This is a genomic window from Alcanivorax sp. DP30 (assembly GCF_009882945.1).
GTDB lineage: Bacteria > Pseudomonadota > Gammaproteobacteria > Pseudomonadales > Alcanivoracaceae > Alcanivorax.
The window spans coordinates 285,009-302,157 of the sequence record NZ_WTUY01000005.1; the positions used below are offsets into that span (position 1 = coordinate 285,009).

17 protein-coding genes are annotated in these 17,149 nt (G+C 58.7%); 1 reads left to right on the plus strand and 16 read right to left on the minus strand.

Going from position 1 to position 17,149, the window contains the following annotated elements; all coding sequences use genetic code 11:
- From GQF00_RS12245 to GQF00_RS12320, 16 genes are all read right to left on the minus strand, one after another.
- On the minus strand, positions 1-669 hold the full coding sequence (locus GQF00_RS12245; protein ID WP_161319445.1) for a glutathione S-transferase family protein: 669 nt from the start codon (positions 667-669) through the stop codon (positions 1-3).
- Between the two features lie 21 nt (positions 670-690).
- Positions 691-2,196: a D-alanyl-D-alanine carboxypeptidase/D-alanyl-D-alanine-endopeptidase gene (gene dacB, locus GQF00_RS12250; RefSeq protein WP_237440511.1), complete on the minus strand. Its 1,506-nt coding sequence runs from the start codon at positions 2,194-2,196 to the stop codon at positions 691-693.
- A 206-nt stretch (positions 2,197-2,402) separates the two neighbouring features.
- A complete protein-coding gene (gene lipA, locus GQF00_RS12255) occupies positions 2,403-3,383 on the minus strand; it encodes a lipoyl synthase (protein WP_161319446.1) in 981 nt (326 codons plus the stop codon).
- A 37-nt stretch (positions 3,384-3,420) separates the two neighbouring features.
- The gene (lipB, locus tag GQF00_RS12260) at positions 3,421-4,092 is read right to left on the minus strand and encodes a lipoyl(octanoyl) transferase LipB (RefSeq protein ID WP_161319447.1); all 672 of its coding nucleotides are present in this window, start codon (positions 4,090-4,092) and stop codon (positions 3,421-3,423) included.
- Positions 4,093-4,356: 264 nt separating this feature from the next.
- Positions 4,357-4,653, minus strand: a complete 297-nt coding sequence (locus tag GQF00_RS12265; protein ID WP_161319448.1) for a hypothetical protein — start codon at positions 4,651-4,653, stop codon at positions 4,357-4,359.
- Positions 4,654-4,879: 226 nt separating this feature from the next.
- A complete protein-coding gene (locus tag GQF00_RS12270) occupies positions 4,880-5,149 on the minus strand; it encodes a YbeD family protein (RefSeq protein WP_161319449.1) in 270 nt (89 codons plus the stop codon).
- Positions 5,150-5,152: 3 nt separating this feature from the next.
- Positions 5,153-6,028, minus strand: coding sequence for a D-amino-acid transaminase (gene dat, locus GQF00_RS12275; RefSeq protein ID WP_161319450.1), 876 nt, complete (start codon positions 6,026-6,028; stop codon positions 5,153-5,155).
- Positions 6,029-6,246: 218 nt separating this feature from the next.
- On the minus strand, positions 6,247-7,407 hold the full coding sequence (locus tag GQF00_RS12280) for a D-alanyl-D-alanine carboxypeptidase family protein (protein WP_161319451.1): 1,161 nt from the start codon (positions 7,405-7,407) through the stop codon (positions 6,247-6,249).
- 205 nt (positions 7,408-7,612) lie between these two features.
- A complete protein-coding gene (locus tag GQF00_RS12285) occupies positions 7,613-8,494 on the minus strand; it encodes a septal ring lytic transglycosylase RlpA family protein (protein WP_161319452.1) in 882 nt (293 codons plus the stop codon).
- Complete coding sequence (mltB, locus tag GQF00_RS12290; RefSeq protein ID WP_202560490.1) at positions 8,491-9,540, minus strand: lytic murein transglycosylase B; 1,050 nt, start codon at positions 9,538-9,540, stop codon at positions 8,491-8,493. Before mltB ends, GQF00_RS12285 begins: the two co-directional genes overlap by 4 nt.
- A 72-nt stretch (positions 9,541-9,612) precedes the next feature.
- On the minus strand, positions 9,613-10,758 hold the full coding sequence (gene rodA, locus GQF00_RS12295) for a rod shape-determining protein RodA (protein ID WP_161319453.1): 1,146 nt from the start codon (positions 10,756-10,758) through the stop codon (positions 9,613-9,615).
- On the minus strand, positions 10,755-12,674 hold the full coding sequence (gene mrdA, locus GQF00_RS12300) for a penicillin-binding protein 2 (protein ID WP_161319454.1): 1,920 nt from the start codon (positions 12,672-12,674) through the stop codon (positions 10,755-10,757). The genes rodA and mrdA overlap by 4 nt, the downstream gene beginning before the upstream one ends.
- Positions 12,675-12,701: 27 nt before the next feature.
- Entirely contained in the window at positions 12,702-13,184 is a 483-nt protein-coding gene (rlmH, locus tag GQF00_RS12305; RefSeq protein WP_161319455.1) for a 23S rRNA (pseudouridine(1915)-N(3))-methyltransferase RlmH, read from the minus strand.
- Between the two features lie 3 nt (positions 13,185-13,187).
- Positions 13,188-13,550, minus strand: coding sequence for a ribosome silencing factor (gene rsfS / locus GQF00_RS12310; RefSeq protein ID WP_161319456.1), 363 nt, complete (start codon positions 13,548-13,550; stop codon positions 13,188-13,190).
- The gene (nadD, locus tag GQF00_RS12315; RefSeq protein ID WP_161319457.1) at positions 13,547-14,233 is read right to left on the minus strand and encodes a nicotinate-nucleotide adenylyltransferase; all 687 of its coding nucleotides are present in this window, start codon (positions 14,231-14,233) and stop codon (positions 13,547-13,549) included. The genes rsfS and nadD overlap by 4 nt, the downstream gene beginning before the upstream one ends.
- Before the next feature lie 50 nt (positions 14,234-14,283).
- Positions 14,284-15,540 carry a glutamate-5-semialdehyde dehydrogenase gene (locus GQF00_RS12320; protein ID WP_161319458.1) on the minus strand — a complete coding sequence of 419 codons (1,257 nt, stop codon included), beginning with the start codon at positions 15,538-15,540 and terminating at the stop codon, positions 14,284-14,286.
- 312 nt (positions 15,541-15,852) lie between these two features.
- On the opposite strand from GQF00_RS12320, the gene GQF00_RS12325 reads away from it, so the two are divergent.
- Entirely contained in the window at positions 15,853-17,142 is a 1,290-nt protein-coding gene (locus GQF00_RS12325) for an alpha/beta fold hydrolase (protein ID WP_161319459.1), read from the plus strand.
- Positions 17,143-17,149: the final 7 nt, after the last annotated feature.

Genomic DNA, 17,149 nt, shown 5'->3' on the forward strand with positions numbered 1-17,149 from the left:
TCATGCCATTGGTGTCAACGGTCCGGCTGACGCCACAGCACGTTGATAGGCCGGGCGAGCCTCCATCTGTTGCAGGAAGCGCGCAATGGAAGGCAGGCTGGCGATGTCTGCCCGGGCGCTGGCTGCCTGTAGCGGGAAACTCATCATGATATCGGCGCAGCCCGGGGCATCACCGGTGAACCAGGTATGGCTGGCCAGATGCTTTTCGATGACGTCCAGTTGGGTCTGCAGCTGGGGATTGATGAAAGTGCCAATGACCTTCCCACTGATACCCTTGGCTACCGGTTTGGCAAAGAAGGGCATGGGCGTGCGGGGGATATGGCTGAATATCAGCTTCATGACCAGCAGCGGCATCAGTGAACCTTCGGCATAGTGCAGCCAGTAGCGCTCCTGCTGCCAGCGCGGGTCGCTGGCGGGAATGATCCAGTCAGGATCGCCATAGCGATGGGCGAGATATTCAATGATGGCGCCGGACTCGGCGATGACGTTATCACCGTCGGTAATCACCGGGGATTTGCCCAATGGATGGATGGCGCGAAGCTCGGCGGGCGCCAGCATGGTTTTGCTATCCCGCTTGTAATGCTTGATCTGGTATTCCACGCCCAGCTCTTCAAGCATCCAGACGATGCGAAGGGAGCGGGAGTTTTCAAGATGATGGACTGTGATCATGGATGCAGCCAGGGTTGCCTGTTAGTTGGAGGCAGTGTGAATGGGCTGGAGCCTGGCAGCAAGGTGTACCTGCTCGATCAGTTCATCCAGCACCGGTTCGGTTTTCCACGCCCGCAGGTCGTTAACCATGGCCACCACTGCCCAGGTGGTGTTGTTTTCATCTCGGGTATAACCGGCGATGGAGCGGACATCCTTGAGGGATCCGGTCTTGATGTGGCCCATGCCTGCCATGTCGGCATGGCCAAGTCGGCGGCGCATGGTGCCATCCATGGCTACCAGGGGCAGGGAGGCGATCAGCTCTGCGGAAAAACGACTGTTCCACGCATGCTGAAGCAGTTCGCCCATCTGGCGGGCCGAGATGCGCTCCTTGCGGGATAGTCCGGAGCCATTCTCGAAGACCAGATCACTGCTATCGATACCCTTGCTGGCCATCCATTCGCGAATGGTACGGTCGGCGGCTGCCAGATCATCGGCATCACTATCGATACGGTTTCTGGCGCCCAGCGTCAGGTACAGCTGGCGCACCATTACGTTGTTGCTCCACTTGTTGATATCGCGAACCATGGTGACCAGGTCGTGGGAGGACGTGGTGGCCAACAGTTCGGTGCTGCTGTCGCGGGGACGCAGGCCTTCGCGAATCTGCCCGGTGAGAGTGCCACCCAGTTGTTGCCACAGACCCACCAGCAAGGCGCCGGTGTAGTCGGCCTGATCAAGGATGGACAGATAGCTCGAGGTGGAGCAGCCCTCGGGCAATACTCCGGTGAGGGTGATTCTGGTTAGCCCGGTTTCCGTCACGGAGGGGGTGTAATCAAACTGGAACCGGCGGGGACAGGAACCGTATTTGCGCGTCACGATCTGGTTGTCGAGTTCGACACCAGCCAACTGCGGTTCCATCCAGCTATGTACGCCACGTTGATCAGCGCGGGAGCGAATGCGTAACACGTTCAAGTTGGTCAGCAAGCCATTGGGTTCCACCAGAAAGGGGGCGTTGGGGTTGCCCCCGTCGTCGTCGAAATCGGCGATGCCGTTGGGCAGGTTGAACACGCTGCCGTCCAACACCAGGTCGCCCTGAATATGGGATATGCCCATGGACCGCAATTCACGCAGCAGCAGCCAGAGGCGTTCCTCGGTGAGTTTGGGGTCTCCGCTGCCGGCGTAGTAAAGGTTGCCGTTCAGGGTGTCGCCTTCAATGGTCCCGTCAGTGTAAAGGCGGGTGTGCCATTGGTAGGTGGGTCCAAGCAGTTCCAGCGCAGCATAGGTGGTGACCACCTTCATGATGGAACCCGGATTGAACGGCTGGTCGGCGTTCATGAAATGAGCTTCGCCGGGGCCGTTCAGGGGAACGGCCACCAGGGCCAGATTGTTCTGGTCAAGATTGAGCTTTTGCGCGGTGCCCAGCACGGTTTTCACAATCGGTGTGGGTGTGTCGGCGCTGGCTGTTGCACACAACAGTGTGGCGGCAAGCATCAGCAATGCCGGGCCAATTTTAGTCTGGAATGTCGTCACCCGGGTGGCGAGTGGCAGCATAAGAGTACCCCTGAATTCAAGCATCCTCTGGATGCTCTAGGATGGTCTGTTGTTGTTGCGGATGCCGTTCGGCTGAAGAGGCACAAAAAGGGCTGCGAGAAGAACGGCAACGACTGGACTAGCCTACTCCAATCCCCGGGGCAGGTCAGTGTGCCAGTCGATGCATAAATGTAAATTTACACGGACAAAAGTACCGGTTTGTGGGGTTAATCCGGTTTGTGAATGCCCACATCGACGCCCTTGTGTTGCAGGTCGGCGTGGTAGGAGCTGCGGACCATGGGGCCAGATGCCACGGAGATGAACCCTAATTCCTCGGCAATCCGCGCATATTCGCGAAACTCGTCGGGATGCACAAAGCGTTCAACCGGCGCATGGTGTTTGCTGGGCTGCAGATATTGGCCAATGGTAATCATGTCCACGTCGTGGGCGCGCAGATCCCGGATGGTGCCAATTACCTGATCGAAGGTTTCCCCCAACCCAACCATAATGCCGCTTTTGGTGCTCACGTCCGGACGGCGCGCCTTGTAGCGTTGTAGCAGATCCAGGGAATGCTGGTAACGGGCCCCGGGACGAATGTGTTTGTACAGCTCCGGTACGGTTTCAATGTTGTGATTGAACACATCCGGGGCGGTGGCTCCGAGAGTATCGAGGGCGGTGTCCAGGCAGGGGCGGAAATCCGGGGTGAGAATTTCGATGGTGGTGTCCGGGGTGCGGCTACGGACCTGGCGAATGCATTCAGCAAAATGCTCGGCGCCACCATCTGCCAGATCATCCCGGTCTACGGAGGTAATCACCACATAGCTGAGTTTCAGGTTCTCTACAGACTCAGCCAGATGCAGGGGCTCTTCTGCATCCAGTGCATTGGGGCGACCAAAGCCCACGTCACAGAACGCGCATCGACGGGTGCAGATGTCACCCATGATCATGAAGGTGGCGGTCCCTCCACCAAAACATTCCGGCAAGTTGGGGCAGGCGGCTTCTTCACAGACGGTATGCAGTTTCTGCTTGCGCAGCAGGGTCTTGATGCGCTGGATTTCCCCGTTGGCAGGCACCCGCACCCGAATCCAGTCCGGTTTGCGCTGGTAGCTGCCTTCCTCGTTGACCAGGGGAATGGTGCGGACCTTGTCTGCGCCACGCAGCTTGTCGCCGATCTGAACCTTGCGCTTGGCCTGTGTCTGCTCGCTCATGGAATGCCTGTGTTGTGCCTGGTGGACTGACCGTGGGTCAGCCAGTGGGGGTTGAGTTACCGTTATTGTACCAGTCCGGCGCCTGGGCTGTCCGTGGTGTCACACCCAGACGTTTGGCTAAAACGGTCACAAGCTGTTGCTCCATAGTCTCTCGGCTCAGCTGGATGCCAAGTGCTTCCAGAGTAGTCATGGGCTGGCCTGCATGACCGCAGGGGTTGATGCGTTGCCATGGTGCCAGATCCATGGTGCGATTGATGGCCAGGCCATGGTAGGTGGCGCCACGGCGGATTCGCAGACCCAGTGAGGCAATCTTGGCGCCATCCACATAGACCCCTGGCGCGTCGTCGCGACTGGTGGCTTTCACCCCCAGGTCAGCAAGAAATGACACAATGCTTTCTTCGATTGCCGTCACCATGCCGCGACTGCCAAGGCCCAGCCTCTTGATGTCCAGCATCAGATAAATGACGGTCTGACCCGGTCCATGGTAGGTCACCTGTCCGCCGCGATCGGTTTTCACTACCGGAATGTCTCCAGCGTTGAGCACATGCTCGGGCTTGCCGGCCTGACCGAGAGTAAAGACAGGAGGGTGTTCCAGCACCCATAGCTCGTCAAGGGTGTCCGCGGTTCGCTGGTCGGTGAGATCTCGCATGGCTTGCCAGCAGGGCGCATATTCCACGCGGGGGAAGTATCGGATCAGGGCGTCGTTCATGGCCAAGAGTATAAAGCAAGGTGTTGGCTACGAGCTACGAGCTACGAGCTACAAGCTACAAGCTACAAGCTACAAGCTACAAGCTACAAGCTACAAGCTACGCTTGGATAGACAAACTCCCAAAAGTTCCTCAAGTCCTCTGCTTCGCTACGTTCTGCAGCAGTTCCATCTTTGGCGTCAGACGAATAAAAAAAGCCCGGTGGGGGTACCGGGCTTAAGGCAGACCCCTCTCGGGGTAACAACAGTTAATCATTGTCATGCTATTCAGATCAGTCGGTTTCCGGTTTTCTGGTTGACCAGGTGCAGGTTCAGCTCCTGAACGCTGACACCATATTCAATACCGTCATCGTCTTTGATGTTGATGGTCTTGAAAGCATCGAAATGTACTGGAGCACCATTCACGCGCTGAAGGATATTGGGGCTGCGCGGCATGGCAGGAATGATGTTTTTGGCTGCAGGCATGGTTTGAATTTGTGCCATGGGCTCCGAAGATGGGGTCAGACTGAGCCCCAGCATGACGAGCAGGGCGCCAACCAGACTGAGTAGCGTGAGCACTTTCATGCAGTATCCCCTAACGTTTTTGTTATTGGATTTACCCTAAGGGCACGGCCGTGCCAGGCCAATGCAAGGTTAGTGGCGCTTCGGTGTCGGGCTGTGAACTCGAGTTACCGTGTGTAAGAGGTGTATAGATTTAGGCGCATACAAAAGATGACATACGACGCCCGAGTCCCTGGCAGGGCGGTGGAGATAGAGTTCGACTCAAGCGGCCGCCGTCATGCATCCATTGTTAGATTGTCATCTTCACGTGGGGGCATTCGTTGAGCGCCTTGTAGATGGCTTCCACCTGATCACGGTGACGCATGACCACCTGGGCGGTGTAGGACACAAAGGTCCCCTTGCTGCTCGGCTTGCAGGTAAGGTGCGCAGTGGCTTCAAAGTCGTCCAGATGGGTGGACAGGATTTCGATCAGCGCTTCTTCCAGGGGCGCATCGGCGGCGCCCATGATCTTAAGCTGCATGGCGTGGGGAAATTCCCACAGGTGTTCCTGGATAGCCATGGGTTACTCCTGGTCCTGGTGGCCGCACAGGCGGCGTTTGAAACTGACGTAATGGCGGGCCACGGTTTTCCACAGAGGGCCGGGTTTGCCGTTGCCCACGGTGACGTTGTTGAGCTGGATCACCGGCACCACTTCCCGGGTGGAGCTGGTAAACCAGATTTCGTCTGCCTGACGCAGCTGGCTTTCGGTAATTTCCCGCTCTTCCACCGGTATATGGTGGCTATGGCACAGTTCCACAACCAGATCGCGGGTTATTCCGCCAAGAATTTCATGGCTCTTGGGCGGAGTGATCACGGTGCCATTGGCGACGATAAACACGTTGCTGGCTGAGCCCTCGGTGACAAAGCCGTCGCGCAGCAGTATGGCCTCGCTGGCCCCGGCTGCCACCGCCTGTTGGCGAAGCAGGCTGTTGGGGAGTAATGAGACGGATTTGATGTCACAGCGAGCCCAGCGGATGTCGTCCAGAGTGATGGCTTTGGAACCGGTGGCAGTGTCCGGGCTGTCGGCAGCGGGAACCGCAATGTTACCGGTCATCATGAATACCGTAGGTGTCACCGGTGGGTTGGGAAAGGCATGGTCCCGTTTCTCTGTCGCGCCACGGGTGATCTGCAGGTAAAGAGACAGGTTGCCGCCACCGTTACGCTCGATCAGTGCTTCGCAAAGCTCTCGCCACTGCTCGCGACTATGCGGGTTGTCAATTTGGATCTCGCCCAGGGACCGTTCAAGGCGCGCCAGGTGCTCCTCGAAGCGGAACAACACACCGTTGTAGGCCGGGATGACTTCGTAAATGCCATCAGCAAACAAAAAACCCCGGTCCATTGGGGATATGTGTGCATCCTGCGGGGCCATGAAGGCGCCATTGAGGTAGACCTGGCTCATGCGATGCGTGCCTGTGATTGAGCGCCAGCCGCTATATGCGTGACGCTATCTTGCTGGAGGCGCGACCCTTGCGGCGCGCGACCAAACCCGTAGCGAGTACCGAGTTGCGAGAAGCGAAAACCCTTGTTGAATGTCGAAACATGCTTCTCTTGACTCGATACTCCGGGAGTCGCGGCACTCCTGCAACCGGGAAAACCCAGCGCGGGAGCTAGCGTCAGTTAAAACAAGCCCTGGAAGAACATCAGAATATGGTGCCAGATTTTGGTCAAAAAGCCGGCTTCTTCGATGCCTTCCAATGCAACCAGTGGTTTTTCAACCAGCAGCTCGTTGTTCAGGCGCACAGTCACGGTCCCGTATTGTTGGCCTGCATTGATAGGCGCTTGCAACTGCGGTTTAACGGTTACTTCGGCTTTCAGGTTCTGGTGACTTTCCTTGGGAATGGTCAATACCAGATCCTCGGCCAGCCCGAGGCGAACCTCGCGCTTTTCACCCATCCAAAGTGCTGCGGTGTCGAGAATGTCTCCGGCGCTGTAGGCCTTGTAGGTTTCAAAGAACCGGAAGCCGTAGGTCAGCAGTTTCTGCGATTCACGGGCCCGCGCACCTTCTGAATCCGTACCCATGACCACCGCGATGAGGCGCATGTCCCCGTCTTTGGCCGAGGAGACCAGGCAGTAGCCGGCTTCTTCAGTATGGCCGGTCTTGAGACCGTCGACACGCGCGTCACGCCATAGCAGCAGGTTGCGGTTCTGCTGGGTGATGCCGTTATAGGTGAATTCCTTCTCCGCGTAGGTGCCATAGTGTTCCGGGAAATCACGAACAATGGCGCGGGCCAGTGTGGCCATGTCCTTGGCGGTGGTGAAATGGTTCTCAGCCGGCCAGCCGGTGGCGTTCATGAAATGGGTGCTGTGCATGCCCAGTCGACGGGCGTGCTGGTTCATCAGGTCGGCAAAGGCATCTTCCGAGCCGGCCACGAATTCGGCCATGGCGACACTGGCATCATTGCCGGACTGGATGATTATGCCCTTGAGCAGGTCGCCCACACTGACACGGGTCCCTTCCCTGATGAACATCTTGGAGCCGCCCATGCGCCAGGCCTTGACGCTGACCGGGGCCATGTCGTCCTCGGAGAGGTTGCCTTTCTGTAGTTCGGCCTCGGCAATATAGGCGGTCATCATCTTGGTCAGGCTGGCAGGGGGCAGGCGCTGTTCGGCGTTGTGTTCAACGATGATGCGGCCACTGGACGCATCCATCAGCAGATAGCCGCGAGCATCAATTTGCGGGGCGCGGGGAACCATGCTGGCACTGGCCTGCAAGGTGATGAGAGAACCAATAAAAGCAAAGAGCACAAAAAAAGAGCTGCGTATCGACTGGGAGCGCATGGTTATCTGCCTGTAGTTCCTTGTCTTCCTGACAAAATGAATAGGTTTAAGGGGCGGTTTGCAGGGCTTTGACACGCAAATGGCAAAAAATTCCCCGAAAAACCGTCAGCCCCTAAACACCATGATGGCGGCATTTTAGGGCCTGGGTATCAGAATTTGTACCGCCGGGTAACTGTTGTCGGACGATACTGCATTGCCCGGTCGTTTATGGAGTGACCGGCATGGGGCGGTCAAAGCCCGCGCCGGCGACTTGCTGCCGCATTTGTTGACGGCTCATGTCGTTCTGGTATGGACCGAGCCAGACCCGAAACAGGGGGGGCTGCTCACGGATCTCGGCTTCCAGTCCCAGCTGTTCCCGCAGGGATTGGCGCAGCCGTTCTGCGCTGTTGCGATCCTGAAAGGCGCCCGCTTGCAGGTACAGTCGCTCCGCTGCCGGTGCGCTGGCGGTATTGGGGGGCGGGCTGTCCACCGCAGCGCGAACGGCGGTGGGGACCGTGCCGCTGGGAGCCTTGTCATTGTTGGCGCTCAGGGCTTCAACCCGCACCCTTCCAGTGCCAGCCTGTTCGATCCCGAGGCGAACGGCCGCGGCCCAGGACAGATCAATGATCCGGTTCTCGTGGAAGGGGCCGCGGTCGTTGACGCGCACAATCAGTGACTTGCCGTTATCCAGGTTGGTCACGCGCACGTAAGTGGGCAGTGGCAGGCTGCGATGGGCGGCGGTGAACTGGAACATGTCAAAGGCTTCACCGCTGGAGGTGCGGTGGCCGTGGAATTTTCGCCCGTACCAGGAGGCATTGCCCTCGGCCACATAGCCTTTGGCATCGGGCAGTACGTGGTAGGTTTTGCCCCACACACTGTAACTGTCCATGTTGCCGTAACGGCTGCGTGGCTCCTGCCGGGGAACCGGCTCGGGCAGCTTGGACACATCCTTTTGCTCATGGGGAGCGGGAGCGGTGTCCTGCTGCAGGCTGTAGCGGTCGGAGCCGGGGGCGCCGTTTGCGTCCGTCTGTTTGCCTGCAGGGGGCGGGGTGGTGACACAGGCGCCGAGAAAGGCGCTTGCTGTCATCAGTGTTGCCAGGCGTTTCATTGCGAGCTCTCCAGCGCTGCGGCCAGCTGTCGGGACAGTTGTAGCACGGCCATGGCGTAGAGGCGACTGTGGTTATAGCGGGTGATGGTATAGAAATTGTCAGTGGCCAGCCAAAACTCTGCGCCGTCGGTGCCTTGCAGATCGAGCAGGGCAACCCGGGTGTTGTCCGGCAGATCAAAGCAGTATTCGCTGGTGATGCTGGCGTTGCAGCTGATCGGGGTAACCCCGGCCTCACGGGCCTTGGCCAGGGTGAAGCCTGGTTTGTAGCCCTTCTTGGCCAGCGGGATGTAGCCCTCGCCCTGAATGCGGGTGCGAGCCGCCACAGGCAGGCCAGGGGTCCATTTGTGTTCGCTGAAATAGTTGGCCACGGAGCCAATGGCATCTACCGGGTTGTTGACCAGGTCGGTGATCCCATCGTTATCGAAATCCACGGCGTAGGCCAGGTAGCTGGTGGGGATGAACTGGCCAAAGCCCATGGCCCCGGCATAGGAGCCGGTGATGGTGTCTGCATCAATGTGAGCCTGCTGCTCGAGGACAAATAGTGCCTTGAGCTGCTTGCTGAAGAAGGCGCCGCGGGGCGGATAGTCGAAGCCCAGAGTGGCCAGGGCGTCGACCACACGGTAGGTGCCCATGTGTTGGCCATAGCGGGTTTCCACGCCAATGATGGCGAGGATAATCTCCCGCGGCACGCCGTAGGTCTGTTCTGCTCGGGTGAGGGTGTCTGCATGCTGGCGGGCGAATTCCACCCCTTTCTGCACCCGGCTTTCCTGCAGAAAAATCTTCTGGTAAGTGGCCCATGTATGCGTCTTTTCCGCCGGACGGGCGATGGACTCGAGAATCTTCGGCTGGCATTCGGCGCTGCCCAGCACGGTACGGATACGCTGCTCATCCAGCCCTTGTTTCACCAGCTCGGCGATCATGGTCTTGGCTGCAGGGCGTTCCAGGTAGGGGCTGTTATCCGGGCAGGTGTGCTTGAGCTCAGCCTGGGCAGTGAGCGCCGCAATGGAAAGCAGGGAACCAATAAGTCCTTGATGAAATCGCCGCAAAGCCTTTACTCCTTGTTGTCTTCTTTTGCTTCTTCTGCGTGTTGCGTGAAGCGTGCTGCCTGATATGTATTGTTAATAACTGATCAGCCGCCGGTGTGTCTGTATCGACATCAACATCCCGAAGCTGGCCAGCAGGGTAACAATGGAGGTGCCGCCATAACTCACCAGAGGAAGCGGTACACCCACCACCGGTAGCAAGCCGGTGACCATGCCGATATTGACGAAGACGTAGATGAAAAACGTCATTATCAGACTGGATCCCAGCAATCGGGAGAAAGTGTCTTGCGCCTGCCAGCTTATGAAAAAGCCACGCCCCACAATCACCAGGTACATGATTAGCAGAACGCAGACTCCGATCAGACCGAATTCCTCACTCAGTACCGCCAGAATAAAGTCGGTGGAGGATTCGGGCAGAAAATCCAGCCGCGACTGGGTGCCGTCAAGCCAGCCTTTGCCATCGATGCCACCGGAACCAATTGCTGTCTTGGACTGGATAATGTTCCATCCGGTTCCCCGCGGATCCGCTTCCGGGTTCAAAAAAGTGTCTACCCGGTTGCGTTGGTAGTCATGCATGACGAAGAAGTACATCAACGGTGCTGCGGTGACGACAACAATCACGGCAACGGCGATCAGTCTCCAGGACAGTCCGGCCATGAACAGCACCACCAGGCCGCTGGCAGCGATCAAAATTGCGGTACCCAGATCTGGCTGCAGGCCGATCAGCATGGCAGGCAGGCCCAGCAGTACCATGGCGCCCAACACATCAATCAGTTTCGGTGGCAGGTTTCGTTCGCTGAAGTACCAGGCCACCATGGCCGGCACCGCCAGTTTCATCACTTCGGAGGGCTGGAAACGGCCGAGTCCGGGTATCGACAGCCAGCGTTGGGCCCCTTTGGCTTCCGTGCCGGCAACCAGAACCAGCATCAGCAAGACCAGACCGATGGTGTAGATCACCGGGGCCCAGAAGCGGTAACTGCGTGGTGGAAACTGCGCCAGCACAAACATGGCGGTCAAGCCTGCACCAAAGCGGATGCACTGGCGAATGACCAGTTCCATGCTTTCTCCGCCGGCACTATAGAGAACAGTGAGACCGCCCAACATGAGCAGCATAAGCGCCGCCAGCAGTGGTGCGTCCAGGTGCAGTCGCTCGGCCAGTCCGGGGGACAGCGATGCGCCGGTCTGGCCGGGCATCTGGCGGAAGAATTCGCGCTGGCTCATTGGCTGTCCTCGTCGCTGTCATCCGGGGTCGATGGCGGAGTGTCTGTCCCGGCTGGGCCGGTGTCGGAAAAAACCGCAGGAACGTCCAGTTCGCCCTCGTCATTGAGGAGCCAGGCGTCCATCACCTGACGTGCCACCGGACCGGCGGTGGAGCCACCATGACGGCCATTTTCCACCAGTACGCCCACTGCAATGGCGGGCTTGTCGGCTGGTGCGAAGGACACCATCAGGGCATGGTCGAGCATGCGTTCAGCCAGCTCTTCTTCTTTATAGGTTTCATCCTGGCCAACGGAAAACACCTGGGCGGTGCCGGATTTTGCGGCAATGGGGTACTGGGCATCCACGGCCATGATGCGGGCGGTACCCTTGGGGCCAGTCACATCTACCATGGCATTGGTCATCTTGTCCCAGTTGCTTTCATCCTTCAGCAACAGGTCGGTTCGCTCCACTGGCTGGCGCTCGCCCGCCAGGGTGGGGATCACGGTTTTGCCGTGGCTGGCCACGGTGGCCGTGGCGGTGGCCAGTTGCAGCGGGGTGGCCAGCACGAAGCCCTGGCCAATGCTAGCGTTGATGGTGTCGCCATGGAACCAGGGGCTGTTGCGGAACGCTTTCTTCCATTGTTTGGACGGCATCAGACCTTTGGACTCACTGTCCAGGTCAATGCCGGTGGGCTGTCCCAGGGAAAACTGGCTCATGTAGTCGTGCATGTTGTCGATGCCGAGCTTGAAGCCCATGTCGTAAAAATAGGTGTCGCAGGATTGAACCACAGCCAGATGCAGGTCAACGCGGCCATGCCCCCAGCGTTTCCAGTCACGGTAACGATGCGGATCGTTTTCCAGTTGATAGAAGCCCGGGTCGCGAATGCTGCGCTGCCAGTTGGTAACCCCAGTATCCAGCCCGGCAAGACCCAGCATGGGCTTGATGGTGGAGCCCGGTGGGTAGCGACCCTGCAGGGCACGGTTGAATAGCGGGTTGTCGTGATCGGTGCGGTAAGCGGAATAATCCTTGTGGGAAATCCCGGTCACGAACAGGTTGGGGTTAAAGCCTGGCCGGCTGACAAAGGCCAGCACGCTGCCATCGCGGGGGTCAATGGCGACCACAGCGCCACGCCTTTCGCCCAGGGCATCATAGGCGGCTTGCTGGACACGCATGGACAGCCGCAGGCGCAAATCCTGGCCCGGTACCGGCGGTTGTTCCTCCAGGACACGCAGAATGCGTCCGCGGGCATTGGTTTCCACCTGCCGATAGCCTACCTGGCCATGCAGTTGGTCTTCGTAGAAACGCTCGATACCGGTGCGGCCATAGAAGTGGGTGCCGGCATAGTCTCTCTGCTGGTCCAGGGTCATGTTGTCCAGATCCTGGGCATTGATCCGGTTTACGTAACCAATGACATGGGAGAACAGTATGTCGTGGGGGTAGTGGCGCACCGGATCGGCGGAAATGCGCAGCCCCTGCAGGCGATGCTGGTTGACGACCAGGCGGGCAATTTCTTCTTCAGTGAGTCGGCCCCGAAGCGGAACGGGTTCCCAGGGGCGGCGTGCTGCCCGGCGGCGTTTCTCGAACCGCTCCAGGTCTCCTTCGTCCAATTCCACCAGTCTGGCGACTTCCACCAGAAGAGCATCCAGATCGCGGGTCTGCTCGATGATCACTTCCAGGGAAAAATCGGGCCGGTTTTCGGCCAGAATAATCCCATCCCGGTCTGTGATCAGCCCTCTCGGAGGCGATACGGCCTGGGTTTGAACCCGGTTGTTGTCGCTTAGTGTGGTGTAGCGACTGTGCTCGAACACCTGCAACCAGATCATGCGGCTGACCAGAATTCCGGTGAGCAACAACACCAGAAAGACGCCCACGACCAGACGCACGCCAAAAATGCGTTGCTCATGATGGTGGTCTTTCAGGGTTAAAGGTCGACGCATGTTGGCGTTAGCGCACACTCATAAAGGTCAGCGATGATAGGGGTGGCCAGTGAGCAAGGTCCAGCCACGGTAAATCTGCTCCGCCAACAACACCCTTACCAGCGGGTGGGGCAGGGTCAGCTTCGACAGGCTCCACTGTTCATGGGTGCTGGCGGAAAGTTGCGGGCAGAGTCCGTCAGGCCCGCCGACCAGAATCACCAGATCTTGTCCCAGATCTTTCAGCTCACCCAGTTTACGGCTGAGTGCCGGGGTGTCCAGTGCGCGGCCTTTTACCTCCAGCGCTATTGTCTTGGCGCCGGGGCTTTTTTTCACAATCGTATCCAGCCGCTTGCGAATGACCTCGGCTTCACTGCGAATCTGGCTGTTGCTGTCGCCCTTGCCGCGTTTGGGCATGGGGATCTCTTCCAGTTCCAGACGCATCTCTGGTGGCATGCGCTTCTGGTACTCGGCGAAGCCTTCCGTGACCCAGCCGGGCATGCGGGTGCCCACCGCCAACAGAAAGATGCGCATGGCTCAGGCGTCTTGACCCTTGTTGCGGTCGGGATGGTGGTCCGGATTGCGCCACAGGCGTTCCAGATCATAGAACTCCCGGGTGGCCGGCAGCATCAGGTGGACGATCACATCACCCAGATCCACAAGAATCCACTCGCCGGTGTCTTCGCCTTCGCTGCCCACAGGGGGATGGTCCGCCTTTTTGGCGGCTTCGATCACGTTATCGGCCAGGGCCTTCACGTGGCGGTTGGAGGTACCGCTGGCGATCACCATGTGATCTGCCATGCTGGTCATGTCGCGCACGTCCAGTTCGGTAATTTTCTGGGCTTTCATTTCTTCCAGGGCATTGATGACCAGGGACAGAAGCGGGGTGTCTGCGCTCATGGTGCCTCGTGATTGGTTGATGGAGTCAAAGTGGTCGCATTATACAGGTGATGGCGGCGAATATGGGCGCTGACTGCAGGATCCAGCTCGGGGCAGTCGCCTTTTTGTTCCAGGGACTCGCGAATGGCGGTGGCCGATACATCCAGAAATGGCCGTTTCAGCATCAGGCGAAGGCCGCTGGGGTGCTGCATGAGTTGTGCCGCATCACTTTCCGGGAACGCAGCCTGCACCTGATCAGCGGCCAGTTCGCAGTCCGGCCGCGGTACAACAGCCAGATGGCAGAGGGTGGTGTAATCCTGCCAGCGGTGCCAGTGATGCAGGTTGGCGAAACTGTCTGCACCGATCATGAAGACCAGTGGCCGCCCACTGTATTGCTGGCGGAAGTGGCGCAGGGTGTTAAGGCTGTAGCTGGGGCCGGATTGACGCAATTCCCAGTCGTCGACCACCAGTTCCGGGTAGTCCTGGCAAGCAAGACGCAGCATGGCCAGGCGCTGTTCGCCATCGGCCATGGGCTGGGGCTTGTGCGGTGGCACGGCGTTGGGCAGCAGGTGCACTGGCGCGCCGCCCAGCACCTTCGAGACTGCCCGCGCGGCACTGATATGCGCCCGGTGGACAGGATCGAAGGTGCCGCCGAAGAGAACCAGCGGCTGAAGGCTGGACGCCGGATGCTGGACGCTAGGCAAGGTGCGTCCTCCTTTTCAGCGTCCGGCGCCCGGCGTCAGTCATCGGGCGCTTACTGCCTGATATGACCATCACCCAGCACCACCCATTTCTGGCTGGTCAGCCCTTCCAGCCCCACCGGGCCACGGGCGTGGATCTTGTCGGTGGAGATGCCAATTTCGGCGCCTAATCCGTACTCGAAGCCATCCGCGAAACGGGTAGAGGCATTTACCATCACCGAACTGGAGTCCACTTCCGTCAGGAAACGCCGGGCCAGGGTGTAGTTTTCGGTAATGATCGCCTCGGTGTGGCCGGAGCTGTAACGGTTGATGTGCTCAATGGCCTCATCCAGACCCTTGACGATTTTCACCGCCAGAACCGGCGCCAGATATTCCTCACTCCAGTCGGTTTCTGTGGCTTCTGCCATGCCTTCCACCAGGCTGCGTGCCTGCTCACAGCCGCGCAGTTCCACGCCGGCTTCCTGGTAGCGGGCAGCCAGCTGTGGCAGCACCTGGCCGGCGATGGCATTGGCGACCAGCAGGGTTTCGGTGGTGTTGCAGGTGCCGTAGCGCTGGGTCTTGGCGTTGTAAGCCACTTCTATGGCCTTGGTGATATCTGCCTGATCGTCGATGTAGGTGTGGCAGTTGCCATCCAGATGCTTGATTACCGGCACGCGGGCCTCGTTGCTGATGCGCTCAATCAGCCCCTTGCCGCCACGGGGAACAATTACGTCGACGAATTCGGGTTTGCTGATCAGCTCGCCCACTGCGGCGCGATCTGTGGTTTCCACCACCTGGACGGCGGTGTCAGGCAAACCGGCTTCACGCAGGCCAACGCGGATGCACTCGGCAATGGCCTGGTTGGCATTAATGGCTTCGGAGCCGCCGCGCAGGATGGCCGCATTGCCGGATTTCAGGCACAGCGCCGCCGCGTCGATGGTCACATTGGGCCGCGACTCGTAAATGATACCGATAACCCCCAGCGGTACCCGCATTTTGCCTACCTGGATGCCGGACGGACGGTAGGCAAGGTCAGTGATAGTGCCAACCGGGTCAGCCAGACTGATGATCTGCTCCAGGCCTTCCACCATGCCGTCGAAACGGGTCGGGGTCAGTTCCAGGCGATCAAGCAGGGCCGCATCCAGGCCGTTCTGGCGGCCGTTGTCCAGATCCTGCTGGTTGGCTTGCAGAATGGCGCTGCGGTGGCTGCGCAGGGCGCTGGCGATGGCTGCCAGGGCCTTGTCCTTGTCACCGGAGCTGGCGCGGGCCATGGCCCGGGAAGCCTGGCGAGCCTGCTCGCCAAGACGCTGCATGTATTGCTGGATATTCATAGGGTCACAAACTGAATGAGGTAAAGGGCGATATTATAGCGATAACTGGTGCTTTACGCTTGCACACAAATGGTGAAGAATTGAAATCCTTTGCTACACGAATAATGCTAACCCATTGTTTTGTGGTACTAAAGTGCCACTTTTATGGCGCAAATCATTAAAGCGCAGCAGCGTGTGGCTTTTGCACACACCAGAGTGGCGGGCCCCGGCCGACCTTCTGGTAGAGAAAGCATGAAAAACAGGCACTTCTAGAGGCACCCAAAAACGCCATAAGGCGTGCCAAACAACAAGAACAAGATACGGAGCCAGCCAATGGGAATCCATTACGAGGAATATACCCGCGCCTCCATCAAGGCAGACCCTCTGCAGATGTGGGTAGGTAAATGGCGGATCGATTATCTGGCGTTTGCCCATCCCGACAATGCCCACAAGCCGCCTTTGCTGGTTGTAGGGGGGGCGTTCCAGAACTTTACCTCTTACAAGTATTGCGTTGAACGCATTTACGAGGACTTCCCCGTGGTGCTGGTGGACTTGCCGTCCCTGGGCAACAACACCCAGATAGCGCCCGATCTGAGCATGGAAGATCTGGCTGATCTGCTGTACGAATTTTCCCGCCTTTCCGGTCTGGCCAAGGTGCACCTGATGGGCCTGTCCCTGGGCTCTGCCATTGCCAGTACCTTCGCCTACAAGTACCCGGAAGCCACTGGCAAACTGATTGTGGCGGGCATCGTCACCCGTCCACGCAAGAGCTGGCGCATGCTGGTGGATGAATCCAAGCGCGTACTGGCGGAAGGCCGCATGGATGAGTTCAGCCAGGCGGTGGTGTTGTACCTGGTGAACTACAACCGTATCAAGGAAACCGGCATTACCCCGACGGCTCGCAAATTGTTCTACCGGCAGATGAAGCGGCTGTCCGAGAACGAGCAGGAGCGGTATGTGATCAACGGCAGCCGTCTGCTGTCCGTGGAGGGCCTGCTGGGTTACCCGGAGTGCGACACCCTGGTGACCACCGGGGAGTACGACAGCTTTACCCTGCCCTGGGAAAACGCCTCCTTTGCCGAGAAGTGCCCCAACGCCCAGTTCGTGTTGATCAAGGATGCGGACCATTTGCCGCAGCTGGAAAAGCGCGAAGTGTCCCTGGATCTGTTCTCCACCTTCCTGCGTGGGGAGTCCATCGAAAACGTGGCAGGCACGCGCTACTTCAGGAAAGGCGAATCGAAGACACTGGATCGTCGCCGTGCAGAACGCCTGGTGCCCTGTAACAGCCATGGTCATGTCACCAGCGAATCCCGTATTGGTGATCAGTACCGTTTCAACAAGCCGGTGAAGGTGGTGGACATTAACTTCTTCGGTTGTCTGATCAAGCTGGACGAGCCGGGGTTCTCCCTTGCCGACCATGCCCGGGATTGCACCCTGACCATGGAAAGCCCGGATCTGAAACTGGACCTGCTGGTCTTCGATTACGATGACGAAGGCTATCTGCGTTGCCTGTTCAAACACGGCAACATCGCGCTGGCCGATCGTTTCACCGAACTGCTCAAGGACAGCCAGTACTTTCTGAGCCCGAAAAATGACGGCAAGGTGCACCGGATTTATGGCTAATCTAAAA